Below are 26,282 nucleotides of genomic sequence, written 5' to 3'. Positions count from 1 at the left end.
ATGAAAATTTAATTTAGATAGCACATGAAAGGGGCATAATATGGAGGGAAAAAAGAAAAGTTATATTAAATTTTTTTATAAGTATTTAAAAGAACAAAAAATTATGCTGATAGCAATGTTTATTATGTCGTTAATAAATATTTTTATGCAAATTATAAATCCACAAATATCAAGATATTTTATAGATGAAGCAACTAATGGAAATGTGGGTAAGAATTTAATATATGCTGCTTCCATGTTTTTAGTAATTGCATTTTTTACTCAAGTATTTAGTGTTTTAACAGTATATATAGGAGAAAAGGAGGCTTGGAAGATAACTAATAACATAAGATTAGATTTAATTGAACATTGTATAAATTTAGATATGTGTTTTCATAAAGAGCATACTCCAGGCGAACTTTTAGAAAGAGTAGATGGTGACATATCACAAATGTTTGATTTATTTTCAAGAATTATATTGAATATGATAAATAATCTAATACTTCTTGTTGGAATTTTAATAATTTTATTTAAAGAAAACATGTTTGTTGGAGTAAGTATAACTGTCTTTTCTATTTTTTCTATACTAATTTTATGGAAAACAAAATCAAAAACAGAGAAATATTGGATAGATGAAAGTAAAGCAAATGCTGAATTTTATGGAAGATTGGGAGAATATATTTCAAATACTGAGGATATAGCAGCAAATGGAGCTAAAAAATATATAATGGGAAAATTTTATGATATAACGAGAAAAATATATCCAGTAACACGTAAGGCTAAATTAACTTGGGCTACATTATGGTCAGTTATTTTAATTATATTTGCTACTAGTACAATTATATCTTTCTCTGTATCTTTGCATTTATGGAAAAAAGGAATTATAACTGTGGGAACAGCATATTTGATATTCAATTATACAGAAATATTAAGAAGGCCTTTGGAACAAATTAGAGTTAATCTTCAAGAATTACAGTTATCAGGTGCTAGTATTATAAGAGTATTTGATTTATTTCAAGTAAAATCAAATATAAAATATGGAAAGGAATTTCTAAATCAAAAAGACTCCTTAGAGATACAGTTAAAAAATGTAGATTTTCAATATGAAGAAAGTATAGATGTATTAAAAGATATCTCAATAAAACTGGAAGGTGGGAAGGTACTTGGAATATTGGGACACACAGGAAGTGGAAAAACTACATTAGCTCGTATTATTGTTAGAATGTATGATGTGAAAAAAGGCGTAATTTTATTGAATAAAAAGGATATAAAATCATTAAATGAGCAGGTATTTACAGATAATATAGCATACATAACACAAGATGTTGAGATTCTTAAAGGTACAATAAGAGAAAATATAACTATGTTTAAAAATTACATTGATGATAAACAAATACTAGATAGCATATATAGTTTGGGATTTGGAAAATGGTATGAAAGTTTAAAAAATGGATTAGAAACTAATTTAGAAATGGGTTCAAAAAGTATATCAGTAGGGGAAGCACAATTAATAGCATTTACTAGAGTATTTATAAAAAAACCTAAACTTATAATTCTAGATGAAGCAACATCCAGAATAGATGTTGAAACTGAAAAATTAATAGAAAATGCACTGAATAAAATTTTAAGAGATAGGACGTGTATTATAATAGCACATAGATTATCAACACTTAATAAAGCAGATAAAATTATGATTCTTGAAAAAGGGTGTGTAATAGAATTTGGTGAGAGAAAAAATCTTTTAGAAGATAAAAACTCAACATATTACAACTTGATTGAAGGTGGAATAGATGAGGTACTTGTATGAATATGAGAAAAAAGAATAAAAACAAGTACATTATTAATTTAATAATGTACAAGCCAATTTTATACAGTGTTAATATTTTTATGGAACTTTTAATGGCAACAATACCTTTAGCAGAAGGAATTGTTGTAAAAGAGTTTTTTGATATTATGGGTGGAAAAGTTAATTCAAATTTTAATCAATATCAGTTAGTTTTTTTTATGGTACTAATTACAATCATTCATGTTATTATAAAAAAAATATACTTTATAAATAGTAATTTAAATCAGTTTTATATAACTACATTATTAAGAAGAAACATGCTAAATTTAATATTAAAAAAGCCTGGATCAAAAGCCATAAAAACTTCAGTTGGAGAAGTGCTAAATTGTTTTAGAGATGATGTATCCCAAATAGAAACAACGGTTTCTTGGTTAGGAACAGTTATTGGACAAGTTGTACGTGCAATTGGAGCTATTATTATTTTAAGTTATATAAATGTAAAAATCACATTTGCTGTTTTTATACCATTAATTTTAGTAATAAGAATAGCTCAAAAATCAGAAAAGAATATTGAAATTAATAGAGAAAAAGGAAGAATGGCAACTGGAGAAGTTAATGGATTTATTTGTGAGATATTTGATTCTATTTTAACTATTAAGGTGGCAGGTGCAAAACAAGATATAATTAGAAGATTAAGAGTTTTAAATGATAAAAGACATAAGATCATGATTAAAGATACTATTTTAACTCAATTAATAGATTCTATATATAATAATGCAATAAATTTAGGAACAGGAGCAATATTACTTTTATGTGCTAGTTCTATAGGTGAAGGAACTTTTACAGTAGGTGATTTTAGTATATTTGTTTACTATTTAGCATTTGTAACTGATAGTATTGAATCACTTGGAAACTTTATTGTATATTTAAAACAAACTAATGTAGGCTATAGGAATATACTAAAGCAAATTGATATAAATGAAAATTCAAATGAATTATTAAAATATAAAAATATAAATTTGAAAGAAGAAATATTAAAAGAAAGAAATATTGAAGTAAATAATGAAAGTATTATGGATTTATTAATTGTAGAAAAATTAACTTATATATATGATAAATCACAAAATGGAATAAAAGACATAAGCTTCTCATTAAAAAAAGGAGAAATTTTAGTTGTTGCAGGCAGGACTGGGTCAGGAAAGAGTACTTTGTTAAAATCTTTACTAGGACTTTTACCAAAATCAAAAGGAGAGGTTTATTATAATAATAAATGTATAGAAGATAATAAAAGTTTCTTTATACCACCCATAAGTGCATATATGCCACAAATCCCCAGTTTATTTAGTGACACAGTAAAGAGCAATATATTTTTAGGAGTTTCAGAAAATAGCAAGGATTTAGATAAAGCTATATGGGAAGCTGTCTTTGAAAAGGACATTGAGATTTTAGAAAATAAATTAGAAACTGTAATAGGGACAAAAGGAACAAAATTGTCTGGAGGACAAATTCAAAGATTAGCAGCAGCACGTATGTTTGTAAGGAAATCACAAATTTTTATTTTAGATGACATATCAAGTGCTCTTGATATAAGTACAGAAAAAACTTTCTGGACAAGATTACTTAAAAATAATGAATCTAGTTTTATTATTGTATCTAATAAAAGATTTATACTTGAAAAGGCCAACAAGATAATTGTTTTAAAAGATGGTAGAATTGAAAGTGAAGGAACTTTTAATGAACTAATTGAGAAGTCAATGGAATTTAAAAATATTGTTTAAAGTTCATTAATTACATATATTCAAGGGGGGGGATATGATCTGTTATGATTAAAAATGTAGTTTTTGATTTAGGTAATGTTTTGCTTACATTTAAGCCTATGGAGTATCTTAAGTCAAAATTGAATGATGATAAACTAGCAGAAAAAATTTATAATATTATTTTTAAAAGTGATGAATGGATAATGTTAGATAATGGTGTTATTAAAACAGAAGAAGCTACTGAAAAATTTTGCATGAGAATGAGGAATAAAGAAAATATAATAAAAGATGTAATGAATGATTGGCACAATCTACTTAAACCAATAGATGAAAATATACAAATTTTAAATGATTTAAAGGAAAAGGGATATAAAATTTATATTTTATCAAATTTTCATGATATAGCTTTTGATAATGTATATAAAAAATATGATTTTTTTAAGGATGCAGATGGAATTGTTATTTCAGCCAAGATTAAATGCATAAAGCTAGAAAAGGAAATGTTTGGAAGTTTAATCGATACCTATAAAATTAAATATGAAGAGTCAATTTTTATAGATGATGTTAAAGAAAATGTAGACATGGCATCATCTCTTGGAATGGATACAATACATTTAGAGGATTATAAAAAATTAAAAGAAAAATTAAATTTAAAAGGTTTCTTATAGAATAGTACTTATGATTTAATATAAATTGGGAGTGAAGATATCCTGTATTATCATCAATCTCAATTTATATTAAGTTTAATGACTGTCACCTAAATTAATAGTGGTATATAAATGGAAAAGTTGTTTATATATGTTTTACTTGGCTATACTCATAAATAAAACATATATAAAGGAGAGATAGTTTTGTCACGTTATGCAAGGATAACTGAAGAAAATGGAATATATCATATAGTAATAAAGGAATCAAAACCAAAGAAGTTATTTTGTAATGAAAAAGATAAAGAAATGTTTATGGAAAAAATGAGAGAAAGTCAAATAAAATATCAGTTTAAAGTATATGGATATTGCCTAATGGATACCCATGCACATTTTTTAATAGATTCCAATGGTGAAAAAATATCAGTAATAATGAAAAGCATAGGACTTAGATATGTAAAATACTATAATAAGAAACATAAAACTAGTGGTTCACTATTAAAGGAAAGATTTTTTAGTGAATTAATAAAATCAGATGAACAAATGTTAAAGGCATCATTATATATTCATGCTAATGCAAGAGATATTAAAGGCTATAGGGATAAAGCAGAGGAATATAGATTTTCAAGCATGAAATGCTATTTAGGAAAAAAAGATGAATTTAAAGTAATAGATACAGATTTTGTACTTAGTATACTGGCTACGACAAAGAGGAATAATAGGGAATATTATGCAAAACAATCATACTTAGAGCTATTCAAATTTACACTTACACAAAAGGTAAATCATTTCAATGAATTAAATTTAGATATTCCAATTAAAATTATGAATAAAAATATAGAAATAATACTAGAAGATAAAACATTTGAAAAACCAAGAGAAATATTAAAAAGAGATTTTCCTATAGAAAAAGTAGTAGATTTTGTTGAGAAAGAAACAGGTATATTAAAAAGTTTATTTTTAACCAAAGATGAACATGGAGTAAAGGAAGCTAAGTCACTATTTGTATTACTATCAGGAATATATACAAGAAAAACAACAAGACAAATTGGTGATATGTTAGAATATATGTCTATAGAGGAAGTAAACATATTAAGTAATGAAGGAATTAGATTGATATTAGAAAATGAAAAATATCAATATATAATAGAAAAATTTTATAGAGAAAATAAATAATAAAAAATTTTGATAAATTGCTTGAAAATAATTATAATAAACTAAAAATGTACAAGCTATAAAAAAAAGAAATAAAACACATAATAAATAGTGATAATTAATAGTTGATTTATTATTAATTTATAAAATGCACCTAAAAAGTGACAGTCATTAATAAAAATGACTGTCACCTACAATAATAAATTTTGTGGAGGATTTAATGAAGGAGATAGCATTAATAACAGACTCTAATTCAAGGTTGGCAAGGGTTTTAAAAGAAAATTTAAAGGAAGTTTTTGCTGATAAAATAGTTGTAAATAATTACTTTTTAAAAGAATTTAGTGACGATTTTATTATAGATGAAGAAATTGTACTAGTAATGATAAAGGAAAGGGCTTTTGAGATAAGAAAGCACATAAAACCAAATTCAAAAGTGACAGTCATTAAAAGAACTATTGAAACGAGAGAGATGCCTAAGATATTTTCAATTCCCGAAGGAACTGATGTTTTAGTAGTGAATGACAATAAGGAAACTACATATGAAATAATGAGTTTATTTTATGAACTTGGAATAAATCACTTAAATTTAATTCCGTATTATGAGGATATAGATTATAAAAGTACATATATAGCAATAACACCAGGAGAAAGCAATAATGTTCCTAGTCATATAAAAAATATAGTAGATGTAGGTGATAGAAAGATTGACGTTTCAACTTTTATAAAGTTAATGTCATATATAGATATTAAAGATGAAGATAAGAAATTTTTACATAGTAATCTTATAAAGTACTCAGAAAAATTAGTTAACTCTGATGTTGGAATTAGTGAAAGATATAAAGAATTATTTTTAAGAAATGAAGAATTAGATACGGTAATAAATTTATCTGAAAATGGAATTATATTTACATATTATGATGGAAAAATAACTATATGTAATGAGAAAATGAAAGATATTTTAGGAATAAACAGAAATATTATTGGTGAAAGTATAGATAGTGTATTTAATGATAAATTAAATTTTCTGTTAAATAAAAATGATTTTAAAGATGAAGTTATAGAGTTTAATAAAAGATTTATAAATGTAAATAAACATACTATATGCAGTTTTGGACTTGAAAGTGGGGTATATTATCATTTTCAAGAAATTACATACATAAGACAGCTAGAACAAAATTTAAGTAAGAAGATTAGAGAAAAGGGGCATATAGCAAGATATAATTTTAAAGACATAATAACAAAATCAAAAAGTATGAATGAAACAATAAAATTATCACAAAAAATATCTACATCAGACTTAACTGTACTGATATTAGGTGAAAGTGGAACTGGAAAAGAATTATTTGCTCAATCTATACATAATAATTCACTTAGAAGTAAGCAACCATTTATAGCTGTAAACTGTGCTGCTATGCCAGAAAATTTATTGGAAAGTGAACTTTTTGGATATGAATCAGGAGCATTTACTGGAGCATTAAAGGACGGAAAACAGGGATTGTTTGAGCAAGCTAACAATGGAACTATATTTTTAGATGAAATAGGTGACATGCCATTATATCTTCAAACTAAACTTTTAAGAGTATTGCAAGAAAGACAAGTAACGAGAATAGGTGCAAATAAGGTAATAGATATAAATATAAGAGTTATAGCGGCAACAAATAAAAATCTGTTACAACTTGTAGAGGAAGATAAATTTAGGGGAGATTTATATTATAGATTAAATGTATTACCACTAAATATTCCTCCACTAAGAAAAAGGAAAGAAGATATAGTTGATTTACTTATTCATTTTATAAATAGAGAAATAGAAATAGAAGATTCGGCTAAATATGCACTTGTTAACTATGATTGGCCAGGAAATGTAAGGGAACTTCAAAATTTAGCATCCTATCTAGAGTTAATGTGTGAAAATGTTATATGTGTAGAGGATTTACCATATTATTTTCAACATGATACTGTAAATAAAAATTTTGAAGAGGAAAAAATATTTTTGGAAAATAAGCATAACTTTAACGTTGTTGTTGAGGTATTAAAGGAAATTAATTTTTTCAACAATTTAAATCAAAATATTGGAAGAAATAATATAGTTAAGATATTAAATAAAAAGAATATAGACATAAGTGAAAATGATGTAAGAAAAATATTATTAGATTGCAGCAAGATAGATTTAATTATAAGTGGAAAAGGAAGAAAGGGAAGTGTTATATCGGAAAAAGGTATTAAGTTTCTTGAAGAATTCAATAAATAGGTGTAAAAATAGGTGTGTTTATTTTAAAATACACCTATTTTTACACCTATTGAAAATAAAAAGTAAATTCAGAAATTAATTAAGATATTAATATTTTCTAATTAATAAATAAAACTACATGTATTTATTCAAATTATAAATAAAAAGATTCATTTCAATAAAGTTGGCACGCAAATTGCTTTATAAATAATTGAGGTAACAAAAGATAGACTTTAAATTATTTAGGAGGAGTAATTCATGAAGAAAAAGCCCATTATAGGTATTTCAGGAAGTATGATTATTGATGAAGGGGGAATGTTTCCTGGATACAAAAGATCATATGTAAATAATGATTATGTTAAGTCAGTAATTGAGGCAGGTGGTATTCCATTTATAATACCAATGAATAATGATGAAGAAGTTATAGAAAATCAATTAGATTTAATTGATGGATTAATATTATCAGGTGGACATGATGTAAACCCTTTATTATTTAATGAAGAACCACATCAAAAATTAGGAGGCATATATCCAGAAAGAGATGATTTTGATTTTAAAGTAGTAAAAAAAGCTATGAATAAAAACATGCCTATCATAGGTATTTGTAGAGGTCATCAAGTTATAAATGTAGCAAATGGAGGAAGTCTTTATCAAGATTTATCTTTAATTGAGGGATGTTATATTAAACACAATCAAGGATCATTACCAAGTCAAGCTACTCACACAGTAACTGTTGAAAAAGATTCTGTTTTAGGTGGGATTTTAGGTGAAAAAACATATTCAAATTCTTTTCATCACTTAGCAGTAAAAGATGTAGCTGATGGATTTAGAATAGTAGCTTTAGCTGAAGATGGAGTTGTAGAAGCTATTGAAAGAGAAGAAAAGCCACTAGTTATGGGAATTCAATGGCATCCAGAAATGATGTCAGGAGTAGATAAAGGAATGATGGATATATTTAAATATTTTATAAATGAATGCAAAAATAAATAAAAAGAGGTGTGATTTTTATGGGTAATAAGAAGAAAATAGGTTTTTGGAGTATAGTATTACTTGGTATTAATTCAATTATAGGATCAGGAATATTTCTTTTACCAAATCAAGCTATGGAACTTATAGGTCCAGCAAGTTTATTAGTTATATTGTTTGACATGTTATTAGTTGTTAGTATTGCGTTATGTTTTGCAGAAGTTGGTGGAATGTTTAATAAAAACGGTGGACCATATGTTTATGCAAAAGAAGCATTTGGTGACTTTGTAGGGTTTGAAGTAGGATTTATGAAATGGGCTATAGGAATTATAGCATGGGCAACTATGGCAGTTGGATTTGTTACAGCATTATCAGCAATATGGCCAGCAGCTGGTGAAGGTATGACTAAAAATATAATAATAGTAGCGATTCTAGGGGGACTAGGAGTAGTTAATATTTTAGGTGTAAATATATCAAAAGTTTTAAACAATATAATAACAGTAGGTAAATTATTACCATTAATTATATTCATAGCAGTAGGTATTTTCTTTATAAAAGGTTCAAATTTCACACCAGTATTTCCTAATGGAACATATGTAAGTGGTTCATTTGGTGCAACAGCTCTTTTAATATTCTATGCATTTACAGGTTTTGAATCTATAGCTGTTGCAGCAGAGGATATGGATAATCCAGAAAAAAATATACCAAAAGCAATAATTACAGTAATGATTATAGTATCAGTAGTTTATTTATTAATACAAACAGTATCAATTGGAATATTAGGACAGGGACTTGCAGTAACTAAAACTCCAGTTGCAGATGCTTCATCAATATTTTTAGGATCTTGGGGAGGAATATTAGTAAGTGCAGGAACATTAGTATCTATAGGTGGTATTAACATAGCATCATCATTTATTACTCCAAGAACAGCAGTAGCACTAGCAGAAGATGGATTACTTCCTAAATGTTTAGCAAAATATAATAAAAAAGGAACACCATATATATCGATAATAGTTACAGTTGCATTAACTATACCAGTTGCTTTATCAGGTAGTTTCACAAAGTTAGCAGCTATTAGTGTTGTTTCAAGATTTGCACAATATGTACCAACATGTTTAGCGGTACTAGTTTTAAGAAAGAAAAGACCAGATTTAAAAAGTTCATTCAAAATTCCACTAGGACCTGTAGTTCCAATACTTGCGATATGCGTAAGTATATGGCTATTATTCCAATCATCAACGGAAAAAATATTATGGGGACTAGGTGGTTTAATAATAGGAATTCCTATATATTTATTAATGATTAAAATGAATAAGAAACATAAAAATGATGTAGAAGATGTTGCTTAAAAGTTTATAGAAATATAATTGATAAAATAGAGGTTACATAAAATATAATTAATGTAACCTCTATTTTTCTATTTAGGTTTTATATCTTCGAATATATATTTATGAATTTGATCTTTAACATTTTCTTTATCGAATGTTAAATAGAATACATCATCAATAATTTCACCACTAGAATATTCATCAGTAGGAAAGCGTTCTTGTTCTAAATTTTTCATTCCAGATGTTAAAATAATTGTACCAGTTTTTATTATTTCAGTAGTTGAAAGACTTGTTTTAACAAGTGGGAGTATAGTATCTGCTAATGACATATAATCAGCAACATTTTGCTCTTTGAATTTTTCAAACAAGCTGTTAAGAACTGCTCTATGTCTTTCGGTTCTTTCATAATCGCCATTTCCATCATATCTTATTCTACAGTAAGTTAAAGCTTGTTCTCCATTTAAGGTATATTCACCAGGAGAATATATACCATATGTTGATAAACTAGGAATTTCATAATCTTTTATATTTATATCTACACCACCTAATTTATCTATAATTTGAGGTAACGTAGAAAAGTTAACCATAGCATAGTCATTGATATTAAGATCAAAGTTAGAGTTTAATGTGTTTATTGCTAGTTCTGGTCCGCCGAAGGAGTATGCATGATTAATTTTATCCATTCCATGATTAGAAATATTTACATAAGAATCTCTCATTATTGATGTAAGTTTTAATTTATTATGAACATTATCTATAGTAAGTATCATTATTGAGTCTGAACGTCCATTTTCATTTTTATCATCTGGCGAGTCAACTCCAAATAAAGCAATATTAGTTATATTTTTAATATCTGGATTTGAATCTATTTTTTCTTTAAATTCTTTTGAAATTCCTAAATCTGTATCATTTTTAGAAATATTGTGCTTTTGAACTTTATTTGATAAATATAGAGTATACATTGTTAAAGTAGTAATTATTAATAAAACAACAACAATAATAGATATTAATATTTTTTTGGATTTATTTGATTTATCCAATTTAAACACCTCTCCTATTTATGTTAAACATTAGTAAAAATAGTATAGCATACAAATAGCAAAAATGTGTTGAAATTTAGAAAAATATAAATTGTATAAAAATCTAAATTAAAAAGTAGTATTGTTAAAGAAAATTATGTACTCTAAAATAAAATCACTACAATAATTATAGTTTAGTATAAAAAATAGTTAGGATATATACAAATATCAAAATTAAAAAAATAAAATGATATCAAAATTTGATATCATTTTATTTTTTATACTATTTATAATAATTTCAGTTTCAATTGCCACAACAATATCTAATAGCAAAATTATTTATAAGATATAATTCACTTAATAAGTTGTTAACTATATAAGAATATTCAATATTGATAACAGTTGTTAAAATAATGACACTAACTAAAAGAATTATATTGTAAAATACAAAGTATTATTTACAGTATTTCCAGTCGGTCCACCAATCACAATTTTTACAGTGGTATCTCATAGTACATTTTCCAATTTTCCAGGATTCTATATCAGGATTATCACACATACAAACAGGTCTAGCACTAGCAACAGTTGTTAAGCCAATTCCACCAATTAAAAGAGCAGCACATGACAGAACAGAAATTTTTTTTATAAGTTTTTTCATAAAAATACCTCCTTCTAATAAAATGTAAAATAATTTAATAACTGTATATATTTTACTATTGAAACAAAAAATATTCAACAGTGTTTCATAAATATATAGTTAATTTTATGTAACAATATTGTAAAGTTACAATTTATTAATAATTTAGAAATATAAAAGAGTGTTTAAGTTAAATTTTTAAACACTCTTTTATAATATTAAGATAAGTTTATATTTTCTACATGGCTGATTTTATCATGTAAGAGTATAGGGTTTCTTTTAAAAATATGGCTGACTAAGTGTATAAGTGCAAAACTATTTAGTAGTATTTGCATAATGAATAGTAATATAAAAAAATCATATTTTTCTATTCTAAGTAAATAATCAATTCCATTGTTAAGTATGTAAGATGAAAGAAAAAATCCATATAGTAAAATACCATATCTTTTAAATACTTGTTTAAAACTTAATTTGTCAGTTGGTCCTTTTAGCTTAATTTTTAATATATATTTTCCAAGCGTAAATCCATTTGAATAGTATGGTACTAAAATGAAATATATAAAAGTTATAAAAATAAATGAAAAGATGTTTTCTTCATTAAAGAAAAAGAAACATATATTCCAATCGATTAAAAAAGCTAAGATGCGTTTAGAATAACTTGGTGAAGAGCCTTTATTAAATGTTTTAGATTTTATAATGTTTATATCAGGTAAAATATATTTAAATAGTGGTGTTATTGAGTACCCAATTAATCCACCCAACGTATTTATCATAAGGTCATCTACATCAAATAATCTATAAGGATATTTGTAAATTCCATATATACCAGTTAATTGTGTAACCTCAAAAAATACAGCTACCAAAAAAGATATAAGTAAAGTTTGTTTAAAACTTTTTTTGAAATAGTATCTAAGATAAACTCCTAAAGGTATTGTAAGTACAATGTTAAAGAAAACTTGCATAAAAGCTGGCTCAGAAAATATATGCAAGTATGTATTAGGTTTAGTTAATATAACACTTGTTTCAGATAAAAAATCTTTTATAAATGTAAAGGGTATTAGTTGAGTATTAGAGCCTGTAAAAAAAGGTTCATCAACTTGTGGTAATGGCAATAAAGTCATAAAAAAAGCTGTAATACAATAAAAAACAAATGTATAAAAAATAAATATTTTAAATTTGTTGTTTGTTCCATATTTTCTATAATTGTATACAGCATATGGAATGCATATTATAGAAGTTAATATTGGAAATAATAATACTGCTACTTTTATTGGAAATAAATAAGCACTCAAAATAGAAAACCTCCTAAATTTTAAATAGTTCATAAATAAATTAATATGTTTAACTATATTTTGTACAGTGAAACAATTAATATGATTATAATAATTTCGTTAATTTTAGTGTATAATTAAGTAAAAACAACAAAAATTTATAAAAAAATTCTGTTAGATGATATTTTAAATTTACTTTAATCTTTAATTTATCTTTTTTTATGGTAGGAAATTTTAATAATTTTATTTGTTTTGAAAATAACTTAATAAAGATATAAGTATGTAATTTTATAGCTTGCATAAATCAAATATTCCAAAATTATACAAAGGGGAGTGGACATGTTGTATAGTATATTGATAATTGAAGATGATAAGATGCTGAATGAAGGAATTGCATTTAATTTAGAAATGGATGGATTTAAGGTTATTTCAGCATTTAGTTTAGGCGAAGCTAGAATTAAGTTAATTAATGATAAAGTTGATATGATAATCTTGGATGTTAATTTACCTGACGGAAATGGTTTTGAATTTTGCAGAGAAATAAGAAAAAAATATGAAAAACCAATCATATTTCTCACAGCATGTGATATGGAAACAGATATTATAACTGGATTTAAAATAGGTGGAGATGATTACATAACAAAACCTTTTAGTATAAGCATTTTGAGAGAAAGAGTTTTAGCTATATTTAGAAGATATGGATTAAATAGAACAATAAATATATTTAGAAGTGGAGAGTTCGAATTTGACTTTGAAAAAATGACAGTGCAAAAAAATAATAAAAATATATTTTTGGCACCAACAGAATATAAAATTCTTAAAAAACTTGTAACTGCAAAAGGTGATATTTTAACAAGACAAGAATTGATGGATGAGATATGGCAAGAAGATGAATATATAGAAGAACATGCGCTTACAGTAAATATCAATAGAATTAGAAGAAAAATAGAGGAAGATTCTTCTAAACCTAAATATATTAAAACTATCTATGGAATAGGTTATTCTTGGGAAGGTGAACAAAATTGAATAAAATGAAAAATTTTATTTTGGATAAAATGCATGTAATTTTTATTATGTTTATGTTAGTTTTTAGTAGTAGTATAATTTTAACTATTATTCTAAAATTAAATTGCATTAACACTTATAATTTTAAAAAAGTAACAAATGAAATATTATTTTTAATAATATGTTTTGTGGTATTAGTTTTTAGTATATGTATTATTGGGGTAATGCTTATAAGAAATGAAGTGAAAAATTTTTCTAATAGAATTATTGAGATTATAGAAAAAATTATAAATAAAGAAGAAAATATAGAATTTAATATAAATGAAGAATCATTATTGTCTAAGTTAGAAAATAAATTTAAACAACTCTTAAATATATTAGATAATGATAGAAATGTATATCTTAAAGAAAAGGATAGTATAAAATCATTGATTTCAGATATATCACATCAGATAAAAACTCCTATAACTAATATAGCTATGTATAATGATACATTAATTGAAAGAGAACTTGAAAAAGAAAAAGAAAAAATATTTTTAAGAAATATGAGATTTCAAGTATCAAAGCTTGAATGGCTTGTGCAATCATTAATAAAAATGTCTAGATTAGAAAGTAATATAATAGCAATTAATAAAGAAGAGACATTTTTAAAAGATACTATAACAGATTCATTAAAAGGAATATATTTAAAAGCTGATAGAAAAAACATAAATTTAGTGGTTAGCTGTTGTGATGAAATAAAGTTATGTCATGATAAAAAATGGACAAGTGAAGCTATATTTAATATTGTTGAAAATGCAGTTAAATATACAGATGTAAATGGAACTATAGAAATATCAGTAGATAAGTGGGATTTATTTACGAAAATTGATATTAAAGATACAGGAATTGGAATAGAAGTTACTGAAATAAATAATATATTTAAAAGGTTTTTTAGAGGTAGAGAAGTAATAGAATTTGAAGGGGTAGGAATTGGTTTGTACTTAGCAAATGAAATAATCACAAAACAAGGTGGATATATTAAAGTAAAATCTAAAAAAAATGAAGGAAGTACTTTTTCAATATTTTTAAGCAATTAAAAAGTAGTAACAAAATAATGTTGCTGCTTTTTTTATTGTATAGGGATTTTAACTTTTTTAAATCATTCAAGTTATTAAATTTTAAACTTATGTAAAAAGATATATTTAGCAATTTGAGATGAATTTTATAATTTACGAAAATAAAAATAGTTAAATATAACAATGTTGTTATATTTAAAGGATGAATGTCTCATTATCGTGAGGACTGTTATTAAGATGAAATGATAAAATTAAGGTGTTGAATTAAAGATAATGGAGGGAATAAATATGAGTATATTAGTGACTGAAAATTTAAAAAAATACTATGGTGAAGATGAAAATTTAGTTAAAGCACTAGATGGCATTAATATTAAAATAGATAAAGGTGAATTTGTTGCAATCGTTGGAACATCTGGATCTGGTAAAAGTACATTACTACATTTAATTGGAGGATTAGATAGAAGTAGTGAAGGTAAAGTAATTTTAGATAATAAAGATATACTTTCTATGAATAGTGATGAGTTAACAATTTTTAGACGTAGAAATATAGGTTTTATATTTCAAAATTATAACTTGATTCCTATATTAAATGTTTATGAGAATATTGTTTTACCAATAGAATTAGATGGAAATAAAATTGATACTAAATATGTTGATGATGTAGTTGAAACTCTTGGATTAAAAGACAAAATTTATAGATTACCCAATAATCTTTCTGGTGGTCAACAACAAAGAGTAGCTATTGCAAGAGCATTAGTAACAAAGCCATCTATAATACTTGCTGATGAACCAACAGGAAATTTAGATTCAAAAACAGAGCAAGAAGTTTTAGGATTAATTAAAATAACAAGCAAAAAGTTTAATCAAACAATTGTAATGATCACACATAATGAACAAATAGCACAAATGGCAGATAGAGTAATTAGAATTGAAGATGGCAAAATTGTTTAGGGGGAAGGACATATGCTTTACAATAATAATAAAGAAATTATTAAGCGATTAGTAAGAAGAAGTTTAAAAGCTAATAAAATGAGAAATATATGTGCAATATTAGCTATAGCATTGACCACAATATTAATAACAGTAACTATAGAAGGTGCAATAATTGCATCTAAAGCAGATGAAAAATATAATATAATTTCAAGATACAACATGGATTGTGATGGCTATGTAAGCATGTATAACAAAGATAAAGATGATTTAAAATCAATAACAAATATTAAAAAAATAGGAATATGTGAAAGGGTCAGTATAAAAGGTGTTAAAAATAAAGAACTAGTAAATGAATATGTAAATTTTATGGTAGCTGATAAAACTGCATATGATATGATAGGTGTTTATCCTATAAAAGGTGATTATCCTAAAAATGCTGATGAAGTATTAGTTCCAACATGGATTTTAGAGGTTTTAAATGTTGATAAAAAGGTTGGCGAAAAAATAAAGTTAGATATAGCAATAGGTAATAATATAAAACCTATAGAATTTAAATTATGTGGATATTATGAAACATTTTTAGGAAAGGGGTCGGATAAGGCTAAAATATTTACACATGAAGATTTTATAGATAAAAACAATATAAAAATAAACAAAAGTCAAAATGCTAGAATAGCTATGATTAATTTAAAAGATGTAAAAAAAAATTCTAGCTTTAAAGAAGTTGAAAATAAGATTGATAAAATTGCAAAAGAATTAGGTGTTGAAAAATATCAAGCAAATCCTAAATATGATAAAGAAAAATTTGATATAGGTGAGTACGTTAAAAAAGTCATAGCAGTTGGGTCAGCCATATTAATAATTATATTTACTGGATATTTAATAATATATAATATTTTTTATATATCTGTATCAAAAGATGTTAGATTTTATGGATTGTTAAAAACTATAGGAACTACATCAAAACAATTGAAAAAAATAGTAATAAACCAAGCTTTGTTATTATGTATTATAGCTATACCAATAGGTTTGTTTTTAGGGTATTTGACAACAATTATTATGATGCCAATTGTATTAAGTTCATTAACATTTGGTAATTTTATAGTAATTGAGCCAAATTTATATGCTTTTTTATTAGCAATAATTTTTTCATTAGTGACAGTTATCATTAGTACAAGAAAGCCTGCCAAAGCTACATCAAAAATTTCCCCAATAGAAGCAGTAAGATATGTGTCTGGTGACTTTAAAGCATCAAAGAAAAAAATAAAAAAAGGAATTGGTGGAGCTAAAGTTCATAAAATGGCTTGGAGTAATATAGTAAAAAACAAAAAACGTGTCACATTATCTATATTTTCAATTGCATTAAGTGCTACAACAGTTATAGCTACTATTAATGCAACAATGAGTTTGAATCCGCAAAAACATGCTGATAGCCAAATGGGGATGGATATAGAAATAGAAAATGATCCAATAATGTACACAAAGGAACAGGATTACAAACCTATAACAGAAGGGTTTATAAATGATATAAAGAATTTAGATATTGTAAAAAATGTAAAAACCTATTATAGTGGTATAACACCATTAGAAGATGGAAAAATATTAATTTTTGAAGTCGAATTTTCATTTGATGGACTTCTAAAAAAAGAATTTAAAAGTTATGGAGATCCTGAAAAAAAACATGTTGGGTATAGAGAAATGAAAGGTGATAGAGTTAGAACTTCTGTAAATTCAATAAAAGAAGAAGATTTAGAGGAAGAATTAAAAAATTTGAAAGTAATTGATGGGAAAATAGACAAAGAAAAGTTTAAAACCGGAGAGTATATTATTTGTTATCCATATCCTAATATGGGCAAAATGGGAGTTTTAAAAGCTGGAGATGTTCTTCCTTTGAATTTTATTTTAAAAGATAAAGATGGAAAAGAAGTAGAAATGAAAAAAGAATTTAAAGTTATGGCAGTGGTTGCAAAAAATAAAGAGTTAAGTCCTAATAATTTAGAGATAATAAATTTAGAAGAAAATCAATTCAAGAAAATATTTACTAATTATAAAGAGTGTGTAAATAAAATTGGCATTGAATTAAAAGATAATGTTGATATAAAAAAAGCAGATGAAATAATGTCAAAGATGCTTGTGAATAGTGAGAATGAAGTATTGAAACTAAGATCTAAAAGTGCATATATTAAAGAAATGGAAAACTTTAAGTTAATAATTGCTACAATTGGAGTTTCTATTTCAAGTATATTAGGATTAATAGGTGTTATAAATGTTATGAATACAATATTTACAGGAATATTCTCTAGACAAATTGAATTTGCAATGCTTGAATCAATAGGAATGACTAAAAAGCAACTTAAAAAGATGTTGCGATTTGAAGGTTGGTATTATACGTTATTAAGTTCTAGTTTAATAATACCATTAGGAATTTTTGCATCAATTATTGGTGGAAATTTAACTGATGCACATTATGGCATGGATATAAGAATATGTATAATATCTATAATTATAGCTATAGTTATTATAACAGCATTTATGCTTATAATACCGTTAATAGGATATAATTTAATAAACAAAGAAAATATAATAGATAGGCTCAAAGTTACTGAATAAATTCAATAAATAAATAAGATGATTTCTGAAAACATAGAAATCATCTTATTTTAGGTTATATAATCTATAAAGTTATTAATAGAATTACATAATATATTTATAAAAAACATCAATTAATGAACTTGACATGCATTTTTAAATATGGTATATAAAAGATATACTGTTAGCACTCGTTGTGATATAGTGCTAACAAAATAGAAATAAAAATAAATTAAATATATAGTCTTTATGGTGAAGGGAGCATTTGAAAATGGAAACTAAACAATTTAAAGCAGAGTCTAAGAGATTATTAGACATTATGATTAATTCAATTTATACTCATAGAGAGATTTTTTTAAGAGAGTTATTATCTAATGCAAGTGATGCAATTGATAAGATTTATTATAAAACATTAAGTGATGATTCGTTAACTTTTAACAAAGAAGATTATTATATTAAAGTAATGCCAGAAAAAGAGAATAGAGTGTTAAGAATATGTGATACTGGTATTGGAATGACTGAAGAAGAGTTAGAAAACAATTTAGGAGTTATTGCAAAGAGTGGTTCACTTCAATTTAAGAAAGAAAATGAATTAGAAGAAGGTCATGATATAATTGGCCAGTTTGGTGTTGGGTTTTATTCAGCATTTTTAGTAGCGGATAAAGTTACTGTTATAACTAAAGCTTTTGGAAGCGATAAAGCTTACAGATGGGAATCACAAGGGGTAGAAGGATATACAATTGAAGAATGTGATAGAGATTCTGTAGGTACAGAAATAATATTAAAAATTAAAGATAATACAGAAGATGAAAATTTTGATGATTATTTAGATGAATATAGTTTAAGAAATTTAATTAAAAAGTATTCTGACTTTATAAGATATCCAATTAAAATGGAATTAACAAAAAATAAGTTAAAAGAAGGTAGTGAAGAAGAATACGAGGAATATAAAGAAGAAGAAACAGTAAATAGCATGGTTCCTATTTGGAGAAAAAATAAAAATGAACTTACTGAAGAAGACTATAATAACTTCTATAGTGAAAAACACTTTGGATTTGATAAACCTATAAAACATGTTCATATTAGTGTAGATGGTATGGTAAGTTATAATTCAATATTATTTATTCCAGAAAAAGCTCCATATGATTTCTATACAAAAGAGTATGAAAAAGGATTAGAGCTTTATTCAAATGGTGTTTTAATAATGAATAAATGTGGTGATTTATTACCAGACTACTTTGGATTTGTAAAAGGTATAGTTGATTCAGAAGATTTTTCACTTAACATATCTAGAGAAATATTACAACATGATAGACAATTAAAATTAATAGCTAAAAATATAAAAAATAAAATAAAAGGTGAACTTGAAAATCTATTAAAAAATGATAGAGAAAAATATGAGAAATTCTATAAAACTTTTGGCTCTCAATTAAAATATGGTGTATATAGTGAATTTGGAAGCAATAAGGATGTACTTCAAGATTTATTAATGTTCTATTCATCTAAAGAAAAGAAAATGGTAACTTTAAATGAATATGTATCTAGAATGCCAGAAGATCAAAAATACATCTACTATGCTGTTGGTGATTCAGTGGAAAGAATTGAGAAACTTCCACAAACAGAATTAGTATTAGATAAAGGATATGAGATATTATACTTTACTGAAGAAGTAGATGAATTTGCAATTAAAATGATGATGAATTATAAAGAAAAAGAATTTAAATCTGTATCTAGTAGTGATTTAGGAATAGAGACAGAAGACGATAAAAATTTATCTGAAAATGAAGAGAATAAAGGAGTTTTTGAAGCTATGAAAAATGTATTGGCTGATAAAGTTAAATCAGTTAAAGCTTCAAAGAGATTAAAAAATCATCCAGTATGTTTATCTAATGAAGGTGAACTTTCAATAGAGATGGAAAAAGTTTTAAAAGCTATGCCAAATGGTCAAGATGTAAAAGCGGATAAAATTTTAGAGATAAATGAAAATCATGAAGTATTTAAAGCTTTAAAAGATGCTCATGAAAAAGATGAAGAAAAATTCAAATTATATACAGATTTATTATATAATCAAGCTTTACTTATAGAAGGATTAGCTATAAATGATCCAGTAGAATTTACAAATAACATCTGTAAAATAATGAAATAATGTGATATTAAAATGGTTTCTATTATTTAGGTAATAGAAACCATTTTATATTTTATAAATAAAGATCCTTTTAAGGAAAAATAAGAAAATAAAGAATTTTATTTACAAGGAAAATAAAGTATTATATAATAAATTTAGGAAATGAAGAAGTATAATTTGTATGTGGGCACTTAAATTATATGGAGTTAGTAGTGCAACCGACCTAATTATAATTAAAAAAAATTAGGAGTGTTAATATGAAAAGTAAACAAGTTAAAGTTATTACATCATTATTTTTAGGTACAGCAATGGTATTTGGAGGAATGATTCCTACAGTTACAGCTAAAACAATGGAGAGTTCTAAAATTCAATATAATGTAGTAGATGAAGAAAGTCCAATGAGTATTTGGAACGCACAAGAAGGATTAAATCAAAATGAAAAGAACCCTTACATAAAAGGTAGTATTGCAATTTATAACGGTAAAGTATATGAATGCAAAAGATTTCATTATCCTCAACTAGGCTGGAATCCAAGTGAAGCAAGAATGTTTTGGAAATCAGTAGGTGTTGTGCCAGAATGGTATGCAGATGAAACTCACGTTGAAAGTAGCAAAGTTCCATATCAAAAAGGTGATATTGTAAGTTATAATTCAAATATTTATAAATGCAAAAGATTCCATTATGCACAACCAGGTTGGAATCCATGTGAAGCACCAATGTTTTGGGAGTTAGTTAAATAGAAAAGTAGTAAGCTATAGTATAAATAATATTGTACTATAGCTTTTTATTTTATTTGAACAATAATTTGAATAAATGGAAATTAAGTTGACAATTTATTGGAAAATGTATATTATAAATACATAAAGTGAGTGTGTCTAAGCAAAAGTGAGCGACACAGGGATTAATCCTACACGTAGATACCACTACGGAGTCACTACTAAAGTGAATTCGTAGTGTTTTTTTTATATAAATTTTAAATTTAGTGAATTGAATGAAAAATACTTCAAGAATAATGTTAAGAAAATTTTGTGATTTAGGGGATGATTAAATGAACTTTTTAATAAGGCCAGTAGTAAAAGAAGATGCAGAGTTTATAAATGAAATAAGACGTCAAGATGGTGTAAGAGAAAATACAATGGGGATTGTTAGTGAAAGAATTTCAAGATCACAAAGAATTATTGATAATCTTACAGAAAATGATCATATGATAGTGGCTGAAATATTAGAAGATGGAGTGAAAAAAGTTATAGGAGTAGCTTCTTTATCTGTAAACAAATCTAATAGAGTAAGACATTCAGGAAGTATGGGAATAAGTATAGGAAAAGATTACCAAGGAAATGGTATTGGAACAGCGCTTATGAAAGAATTACTTGATATAGCAGATAATTGGTTAATGTTAGTTAGAATAGAGTTAGGCGTATTTGTGGACAATGAAAAAGCTATAAGCCTTTATAAATCATTAGGATTTGTAATTGAAGGAAAAAGAAAATATGCAATCATAAGAAATGGAATTTATGAGGATGAATATATAATGGCTAGATATAATTATAAACTTATTAAGTAGATTTAAATATTTGACTTGTATATTAAATTTAAAAAAATATTTTTAATACATAAGTCAAATTAATATAAAAAAATTAAAATTGTATAAAAGGGGATGGGGATATATGTTAAGTTGTTTTAAAAGTGATAGTGATGTTTTACTTAAAAAACCATTTAAGGATTATGATGTCCAATTTAATCTTTTTTATAGAATAAGTGAGGGAAATGAAGTTTTAGCTTTAAAGACAGAAGAAGATGATTTAATAGCAATGTGCAATCCAGGGCATGATATGTGGATTTGGGCAATACAGGATATGGCTGAGGAAAAGCTTGATATTGTAACAAATGAGCTTTGTGATGTACTTAATGAAAATAGCATAAGTGGAGTATCAGGTGAACCTGATTTTATATCAAAAATATCAAAAGTTTATGAAGATAAGTTTAATGTAGAATGTAAAAAATATATAGGAATGGGTGCATATAAATGTACAAAAGTAATATTAGACAAGTACTCAAAAGGGAAAATGGTTAAAGCAAATTTAAATCATACAGATATAGTTTCACAGTATTTATCAGATTTTAATGAATCATCAGGTGGAGAAGGAATAGATAGAGAAAGAAAAATATTAGAAGCAATGGAAATTATAAATAATAATGATTTATTCTTATGGGAAGTAGATAAAAAGATTGTAGCAATGGCAAGGGTCGTTCATAAAACTTTAGAATATGCTAGAATAACTAGTGTATATACAAATAAAAATGAAAGAAATAACGGATATGCAAGTTCGTTAGTTGCTAAATTAAGTGAAAAATTATTAGAAGAAGGATTAACACCAATGCTGTATGCAAATTTAAATAATAAAACAGCAGTAAATGTATATAAAAATATTGGATATGAAGAATGTGGAGATGTAGATAGTGTTATGTTTATATATTAGGAGGAGAAAATATGTATAAAGGTGAAAAGATAAGGCTTAGAGAATATAAAAAAGAAGACATTAAATTGGCACAGGAGTACGTTAATGATTCAGAAATAAAAAAACTTTTAAATCCAGGAATTCCTTTTCTGTATACTTATGAAGATGAAGAAAAATGGTATGAAAATTTAAGTGCAAGTAAAGATACTTATAACTTTGCAATAGAAACATTAGAAGATAAAAAATATATAGGTGGTTGTGGTATAAATGAAGTAGATTGGAAAAACAGTTACGTAGTGGTAGGGATTTTTATAGGAGACAAAGATTATTTAGGAAAAGGATATGGAACAGATGCTATGAAAGTCTTAATGCACTTTATATTTGAGCAAATGAATATACACAAAATAAAGCTAAATGTATTTTCTTTCAATAAAAGAGCTATAAAATCTTATGAAAAATGTGGATTTAAGGTTGAAGGCATATTAAGGGACGAACTTTTTGTTGATGGAAAATATCATGATGAAGTTTCTATGGGAATTTTAAGAGAAGAATATTATAATAGTTAAATATGTAGTAAGATTTATGGTTAGAATGTTATAATTTAGGAGTGATGAAAACAAATGATGAAAAAAAAGTGGGTACAGTTAAATATGAAGGAGCAAATAAAGATTTCCACAATGCTTAGAGAAAGGTATATTAATTTTATAGTAGAAAATAAAAGAAAACCTAGCAAAGATGAAAGAAGAGTTATTGCAGGAAATGTATATTTAGAGATTCAAGAAGTAGGCTGTGAGGTAAGTGATAATGAGATATGCAAGTATTTTGAAAGCAAAGTTTCTAAATATGATAAATCAATAGAAAAAATGGATTTGTATTAAATATAGCACTTAAAACTGTGAATTTGATTTGTGATGTAAGTAGATGGAAATCAACCCAATTAAAATTAACAATTATATTATGCAAGAATTAACATTATATTAATTTTTTACATGGACAACTTATGTCTCATTAAAATAATATAATTTATATAGAGAGATTTTTAATGAGAGTTGGGGTAATATAAATGATTGGATATAGTAACTTTTCGAAAAACTTAAAAAAGTTAAGAATAAATTTAAACTTAAGTAAAGATGAACTAGCATATGAACTAGGTCTTAGTATAGCAACTTTAGAAATGTATGAAAACTTAGAAGCGTATCCAGATGAGATGACAATTAAAAAGATTGCGGAGTTTTTTAATTGTAGTAAAAATGAATTATGTATAAGCTAAAAAATAAGGTGTTGAATTAACACCTTATTTTTTATAATAAAAGTAATACAACTATGAAAACTAGAGTTCTGGGAACATTTAAGTTATTTTTTGTGAAACTAAATGTTTATTGCTCGTATTTAATCGTTTTGTATAGCTGAAGTTTCCTTTTTCATGTTCCATTGAGATATAAATTTATTATAATCTTTTTTATATAGATTATTAAGTTTTTCAGAATATCCGACAAAAGTTTTAGAACAATTTTTGGATATATGGCAAATGACATCATCTATCAAATTATTGCCTTTTGCAATATTTATTGTATAAGTTTTCTTATCGGAAAAGTTAAGAACTAACATATTACTTTTGGCAACAGTTATAATTCCACCTGCTTTTTGTTTCACAGTTTTTTTGTATGCCCAAACTAATTCTTTTAAAGGAAGTGCTAAAGTTATTTGTTGTGTATTAACAACTATATAATTTTCAGTAATATAAATTGGTCCATTTATATATGTATTAGGTAGATTTAATTCTTTATCAATTTGAATTAGAGCTTCATCTAAATTACCTAATGAAAAATTTTTAAGACTTTTTAAAGCAATGTTATTTTTTCTCATAACAAAGAAGTAAAGAAAAGAAATAAACAATAAGCATAAAATAGCACAAGTAAAGCAAATTAAAGCTGATTGTAATGGGGTTTCATAATGTAAATATTGATAATAGGGTTTTAATTGTGAATTAGTACCTAAAAATTCATTTTCTGAAATTGATGTTTTAATTAAAGCTAAGTCTTCATCAGGAAGCTCACGTAGGTGACCAGTAAATATGTATGAGTTTGATTTTCCTTCAGAGAGTTCAAAATAAATTTTATTTGGCAAATCTATTGGCAGAATAAAAGCATCTAATTTTATTGCCATTAAGTGAGATGTAATTCTTTCATTTAATTTTATCCCAAATTTGCTAGTTGTTTCTGTAGTAGAAATATTTAAATCATATAAATCATTAGATGATACTTGGATATAAGAATGATTATTAAGGGCCATTTTATAATCATCTAAATTTTTAACTATCATGGGGTTAGTTGAGTGATCATAATAATTATACAGTCCTGCAAGTATAAATCCTAAAATTATCAACATACAAAATGATAATGCTAAAATTTTAGAATGCCATCTTTTTTTATAAATTTTCATAAAGCTTGTTTGTCTCATAAATAAAGTCTCCTTTTTATACCTTTTAATACTTATTATTTAAAAAAATATAAAATTTTAACAATAAGTATATTATAAAATTCGATTAAAAGTTACAAAAGTTGATAGTTAAATTGTATATATATTATTTTTTTACAATATAATAGATTATATAACTTTTAAATAACTAAATTGTAAAAAAATATAAAAATTGTTATAATGTTAAAAAGTCTAGGGGGATAAATAAATATGGTTATAAGAAATTATAATAAAAAGGCATATGTAGAGTTAAATGATGTAAAATTAACTTTTTATAAAAAGTTTAGAACAAAAGAATATGATGTTAAGGATATAAAGGCTGCTTATTTAGATGATAATTATATTTTTAAAATGTTATATAAAAATAAGGTAGTTACACATAATATTGTGAACACACTTTCAGAAGATAAATATTTAGTAGAAGCGTTATTACTTGAACTTAATAAGGAAAAAAATATTTTTTATAGTAGTTATTATCAAGATGCAAGAGGTGTAGGGTATGCATGGTTAGTAATGGCTATAGTAAATATTATTCAAGCAAGAAGTTCATGGATAAGTATATTATTTTGGTCAGTTTTATTTATATGTTCAATTTCTTTAATATTAGGAAAATCATATGACGGAAAAATATTTTTATATAAAACTACAGAAAAAAATATTTTTATTGGAAATAAATTAGATAAAAAAATAGATGAATTTAATATAAATACTGATTTCAATTTTGATTTTAAAAATAGTGGAAATTGCTATATATTGAAAAATGGAAAAAAGAAAATGCATATAATAAATAATGTACTTTATCCAAGATATTATAAAGAGGAATTAGAAAATTTATATAAAAATAAAGCTTCTTAAAAAAAGTGCTG

Annotated in this window: 23 protein-coding genes and 1 riboswitch; of the genes, 19 read left to right on the top strand and 4 right to left on the bottom strand. The window is 25.1% G+C overall.

The genetic code is table 11. The features are described from left to right. Nucleotides 1-40 precede the first annotated feature (40 nt). The 7 genes from BN346_RS08620 (at nt 41) to BN346_RS08590 (ending at nt 9,863) form a co-directional block, all read left to right on the top strand. Nucleotides 41-1,786, top strand: coding sequence for an ABC transporter ATP-binding protein (locus tag BN346_RS08620; RefSeq protein WP_040327898.1), 1,746 nt, complete (start codon nt 41-43; stop codon nt 1,784-1,786). Then, nucleotides 1,783-3,543: an ATP-binding cassette domain-containing protein gene (locus BN346_RS08615; protein ID WP_051540199.1), complete on the top strand. Its 1,761-nt coding sequence runs from the start codon at nt 1,783-1,785 to the stop codon at nt 3,541-3,543. Before BN346_RS08620 ends, BN346_RS08615 begins: the two co-directional genes overlap by 4 nt. Before the next feature lie 44 nt (nt 3,544-3,587). Then, the gene (locus BN346_RS08610; RefSeq protein WP_040327896.1) at nt 3,588-4,190 is read left to right on the top strand and encodes an HAD family hydrolase; all 603 of its coding nucleotides are present in this window, start codon (nt 3,588-3,590) and stop codon (nt 4,188-4,190) included. Nucleotides 4,191-4,373: 183 nt separating this feature from the next. After that, nucleotides 4,374-5,342 carry a transposase gene (locus BN346_RS08605; RefSeq protein WP_040327895.1) on the top strand — a complete coding sequence of 323 codons (969 nt, stop codon included), beginning with the start codon at nt 4,374-4,376 and terminating at the stop codon, nt 5,340-5,342. Between the two features lie 199 nt (nt 5,343-5,541). Continuing rightward, the gene (locus BN346_RS08600; protein ID WP_040327894.1) at nt 5,542-7,569 is read left to right on the top strand and encodes a sigma-54 interaction domain-containing protein; all 2,028 of its coding nucleotides are present in this window, start codon (nt 5,542-5,544) and stop codon (nt 7,567-7,569) included. Between the two features lie 237 nt (nt 7,570-7,806). Further along, the gene (locus BN346_RS08595) at nt 7,807-8,538 is read left to right on the top strand and encodes a gamma-glutamyl-gamma-aminobutyrate hydrolase family protein (protein ID WP_040327892.1); all 732 of its coding nucleotides are present in this window, start codon (nt 7,807-7,809) and stop codon (nt 8,536-8,538) included. Between the two features lie 17 nt (nt 8,539-8,555). Continuing rightward, nucleotides 8,556-9,863, top strand: coding sequence for an APC family permease (locus tag BN346_RS08590; protein ID WP_040327891.1), 1,308 nt, complete (start codon nt 8,556-8,558; stop codon nt 9,861-9,863). 68 nt (nt 9,864-9,931) lie between these two features. Here BN346_RS08590 and BN346_RS08585 read toward each other — a convergent pair whose 3' ends face one another. From BN346_RS08585 to BN346_RS08575, 3 genes are all read right to left on the bottom strand, one after another. Then, complete coding sequence (locus tag BN346_RS08585) at nt 9,932-10,891, bottom strand: LCP family protein (RefSeq protein ID WP_040327890.1); 960 nt, start codon at nt 10,889-10,891, stop codon at nt 9,932-9,934. A gap of 424 nt (nt 10,892-11,315) precedes the next feature. Continuing rightward, complete coding sequence (locus BN346_RS08580; RefSeq protein ID WP_040327889.1) at nt 11,316-11,519, bottom strand: hypothetical protein; 204 nt, start codon at nt 11,517-11,519, stop codon at nt 11,316-11,318. Nucleotides 11,520-11,716: 197 nt separating this feature from the next. Then, nucleotides 11,717-12,790: a VanZ family protein gene (locus BN346_RS08575; RefSeq protein WP_040327888.1), complete on the bottom strand. Its 1,074-nt coding sequence runs from the start codon at nt 12,788-12,790 to the stop codon at nt 11,717-11,719. Nucleotides 12,791-13,108: 318 nt separating this feature from the next. Between BN346_RS08575 and BN346_RS08570 the strand changes: the two genes are divergently transcribed. From BN346_RS08570 to BN346_RS08520, 11 genes are all read left to right on the top strand, one after another. After that, complete coding sequence (locus BN346_RS08570) at nt 13,109-13,795, top strand: response regulator transcription factor (RefSeq protein ID WP_040327886.1); 687 nt, start codon at nt 13,109-13,111, stop codon at nt 13,793-13,795. Nucleotides 13,796-13,962: 167 nt separating this feature from the next. After that, nucleotides 13,963-14,853, top strand: a complete 891-nt coding sequence (locus tag BN346_RS08565) for a sensor histidine kinase (RefSeq protein ID WP_242838411.1) — start codon at nt 13,963-13,965, stop codon at nt 14,851-14,853. Between the two features lie 267 nt (nt 14,854-15,120). Next, entirely contained in the window at nt 15,121-15,783 is a 663-nt protein-coding gene (locus tag BN346_RS08560; RefSeq protein ID WP_040327884.1) for an ABC transporter ATP-binding protein, read from the top strand. Between the two features lie 12 nt (nt 15,784-15,795). Next, on the top strand, nt 15,796-18,375 hold the full coding sequence (locus BN346_RS08555; RefSeq protein ID WP_040327882.1) for an ABC transporter permease: 2,580 nt from the start codon (nt 15,796-15,798) through the stop codon (nt 18,373-18,375). Between the two features lie 250 nt (nt 18,376-18,625). Beyond that, nucleotides 18,626-20,500: a molecular chaperone HtpG gene (htpG, locus tag BN346_RS08550; RefSeq protein WP_040327880.1), complete on the top strand. Its 1,875-nt coding sequence runs from the start codon at nt 18,626-18,628 to the stop codon at nt 20,498-20,500. Nucleotides 20,501-20,628: 128 nt separating this feature from the next. Continuing rightward, nucleotides 20,629-20,712, top strand: a riboswitch (cyclic di-GMP riboswitch). A 24-nt stretch (nt 20,713-20,736) separates the two neighbouring features. After that, nucleotides 20,737-21,219: a carbohydrate-binding protein gene (locus BN346_RS08545; RefSeq protein WP_040327878.1), complete on the top strand. Its 483-nt coding sequence runs from the start codon at nt 20,737-20,739 to the stop codon at nt 21,217-21,219. Nucleotides 21,220-21,527: 308 nt separating this feature from the next. Then, nucleotides 21,528-22,043, top strand: a complete 516-nt coding sequence (locus BN346_RS08540; RefSeq protein ID WP_040327876.1) for a GNAT family N-acetyltransferase — start codon at nt 21,528-21,530, stop codon at nt 22,041-22,043. A gap of 103 nt (nt 22,044-22,146) precedes the next feature. Further along, nucleotides 22,147-22,959 (top strand): GNAT family N-acetyltransferase, encoded by an 813-nt coding sequence (locus tag BN346_RS08535; protein ID WP_040327874.1) that lies wholly within the window; start codon nt 22,147-22,149, stop codon nt 22,957-22,959. An 11-nt stretch (nt 22,960-22,970) separates the two neighbouring features. Beyond that, nucleotides 22,971-23,504, top strand: a complete 534-nt coding sequence (locus tag BN346_RS08530) for a GNAT family N-acetyltransferase (protein WP_040327872.1) — start codon at nt 22,971-22,973, stop codon at nt 23,502-23,504. A gap of 54 nt (nt 23,505-23,558) precedes the next feature. Then, entirely contained in the window at nt 23,559-23,816 is a 258-nt protein-coding gene (locus tag BN346_RS08525) for a hypothetical protein (RefSeq protein ID WP_040327871.1), read from the top strand. 185 nt (nt 23,817-24,001) lie between these two features. Continuing rightward, nucleotides 24,002-24,208, top strand: a complete 207-nt coding sequence (locus BN346_RS08520) for a helix-turn-helix domain-containing protein (protein ID WP_051540197.1) — start codon at nt 24,002-24,004, stop codon at nt 24,206-24,208. A 119-nt stretch (nt 24,209-24,327) separates the two neighbouring features. Here BN346_RS08520 and BN346_RS08515 read toward each other — a convergent pair whose 3' ends face one another. Next, entirely contained in the window at nt 24,328-25,398 is a 1,071-nt protein-coding gene (locus BN346_RS08515; RefSeq protein ID WP_040327869.1) for a DUF6709 family protein, read from the bottom strand. A gap of 228 nt (nt 25,399-25,626) precedes the next feature. Here BN346_RS08515 and BN346_RS08510 point away from each other — a divergent pair, with 228 nt between their 5' ends. Further along, nucleotides 25,627-26,271, top strand: coding sequence for a hypothetical protein (locus BN346_RS08510; RefSeq protein ID WP_040327868.1), 645 nt, complete (start codon nt 25,627-25,629; stop codon nt 26,269-26,271). Nucleotides 26,272-26,282 lie beyond the last annotated feature (11 nt).

It is taken from the genome of Clostridium ihumii AP5 (assembly GCF_000612845.1).
In the GTDB taxonomy this organism is placed as follows: Bacteria; Bacillota; Clostridia; order Clostridiales; family Clostridiaceae; genus Clostridium_J; species Clostridium_J ihumii.
The sequence above is the reverse complement of the archived record's forward strand: the minus strand, read 5'-3'. Positions and strand labels throughout refer to the sequence as shown.

What these genes read in the sequence shown, in the direction of transcription:
- BN346_RS08525 (WP_040327871.1), top strand. Translation starts at nt 23,559, where the DNA reads ATGATGAAAAAAAAGTGGGTACAGTTAAATATGAAGGAGCAAATAAAG.
- BN346_RS08600 (WP_040327894.1), top strand. Translation starts at nt 5,542, where the DNA reads ATGAAGGAGATAGCATTAATAACAGACTCTAATTCAAGGTTGGCAAGG.
- BN346_RS08510 (WP_040327868.1), top strand. Translation starts at nt 25,627, where the DNA reads ATGGTTATAAGAAATTATAATAAAAAGGCATATGTAGAGTTAAATGAT.
- BN346_RS08555 (WP_040327882.1), top strand. Translation starts at nt 15,796, where the DNA reads ATGCTTTACAATAATAATAAAGAAATTATTAAGCGATTAGTAAGAAGA.
- BN346_RS08570 (WP_040327886.1), top strand. Translation starts at nt 13,109, where the DNA reads ATGTTGTATAGTATATTGATAATTGAAGATGATAAGATGCTGAATGAA.
- BN346_RS08515 (WP_040327869.1), bottom strand. Translation starts at nt 25,398, where the DNA reads ATGAGACAAACAAGCTTTATGAAAATTTATAAAAAAAGATGGCATTCT.
- BN346_RS08540 (WP_040327876.1), top strand. Translation starts at nt 21,528, where the DNA reads ATGAACTTTTTAATAAGGCCAGTAGTAAAAGAAGATGCAGAGTTTATA.
- BN346_RS08620 (WP_040327898.1), top strand. Translation starts at nt 41, where the DNA reads ATGGAGGGAAAAAAGAAAAGTTATATTAAATTTTTTTATAAGTATTTA.
- BN346_RS08590 (WP_040327891.1), top strand. Translation starts at nt 8,556, where the DNA reads ATGGGTAATAAGAAGAAAATAGGTTTTTGGAGTATAGTATTACTTGGT.
- BN346_RS08530 (WP_040327872.1), top strand. Translation starts at nt 22,971, where the DNA reads ATGTATAAAGGTGAAAAGATAAGGCTTAGAGAATATAAAAAAGAAGAC.
- BN346_RS08535 (WP_040327874.1), top strand. Translation starts at nt 22,147, where the DNA reads ATGTTAAGTTGTTTTAAAAGTGATAGTGATGTTTTACTTAAAAAACCA.
- BN346_RS08615 (WP_051540199.1), top strand. Translation starts at nt 1,783, where the DNA reads ATGAATATGAGAAAAAAGAATAAAAACAAGTACATTATTAATTTAATA.
- BN346_RS08610 (WP_040327896.1), top strand. Translation starts at nt 3,588, where the DNA reads ATGATTAAAAATGTAGTTTTTGATTTAGGTAATGTTTTGCTTACATTT.
- BN346_RS08560 (WP_040327884.1), top strand. Translation starts at nt 15,121, where the DNA reads ATGAGTATATTAGTGACTGAAAATTTAAAAAAATACTATGGTGAAGAT.
- BN346_RS08580 (WP_040327889.1), bottom strand. Translation starts at nt 11,519, where the DNA reads ATGAAAAAACTTATAAAAAAAATTTCTGTTCTGTCATGTGCTGCTCTT.
- htpG (WP_040327880.1), top strand. Translation starts at nt 18,626, where the DNA reads ATGGAAACTAAACAATTTAAAGCAGAGTCTAAGAGATTATTAGACATT.
- BN346_RS08595 (WP_040327892.1), top strand. Translation starts at nt 7,807, where the DNA reads ATGAAGAAAAAGCCCATTATAGGTATTTCAGGAAGTATGATTATTGAT.
- BN346_RS08545 (WP_040327878.1), top strand. Translation starts at nt 20,737, where the DNA reads ATGAAAAGTAAACAAGTTAAAGTTATTACATCATTATTTTTAGGTACA.
- BN346_RS08520 (WP_051540197.1), top strand. Translation starts at nt 24,002, where the DNA reads ATGATTGGATATAGTAACTTTTCGAAAAACTTAAAAAAGTTAAGAATA.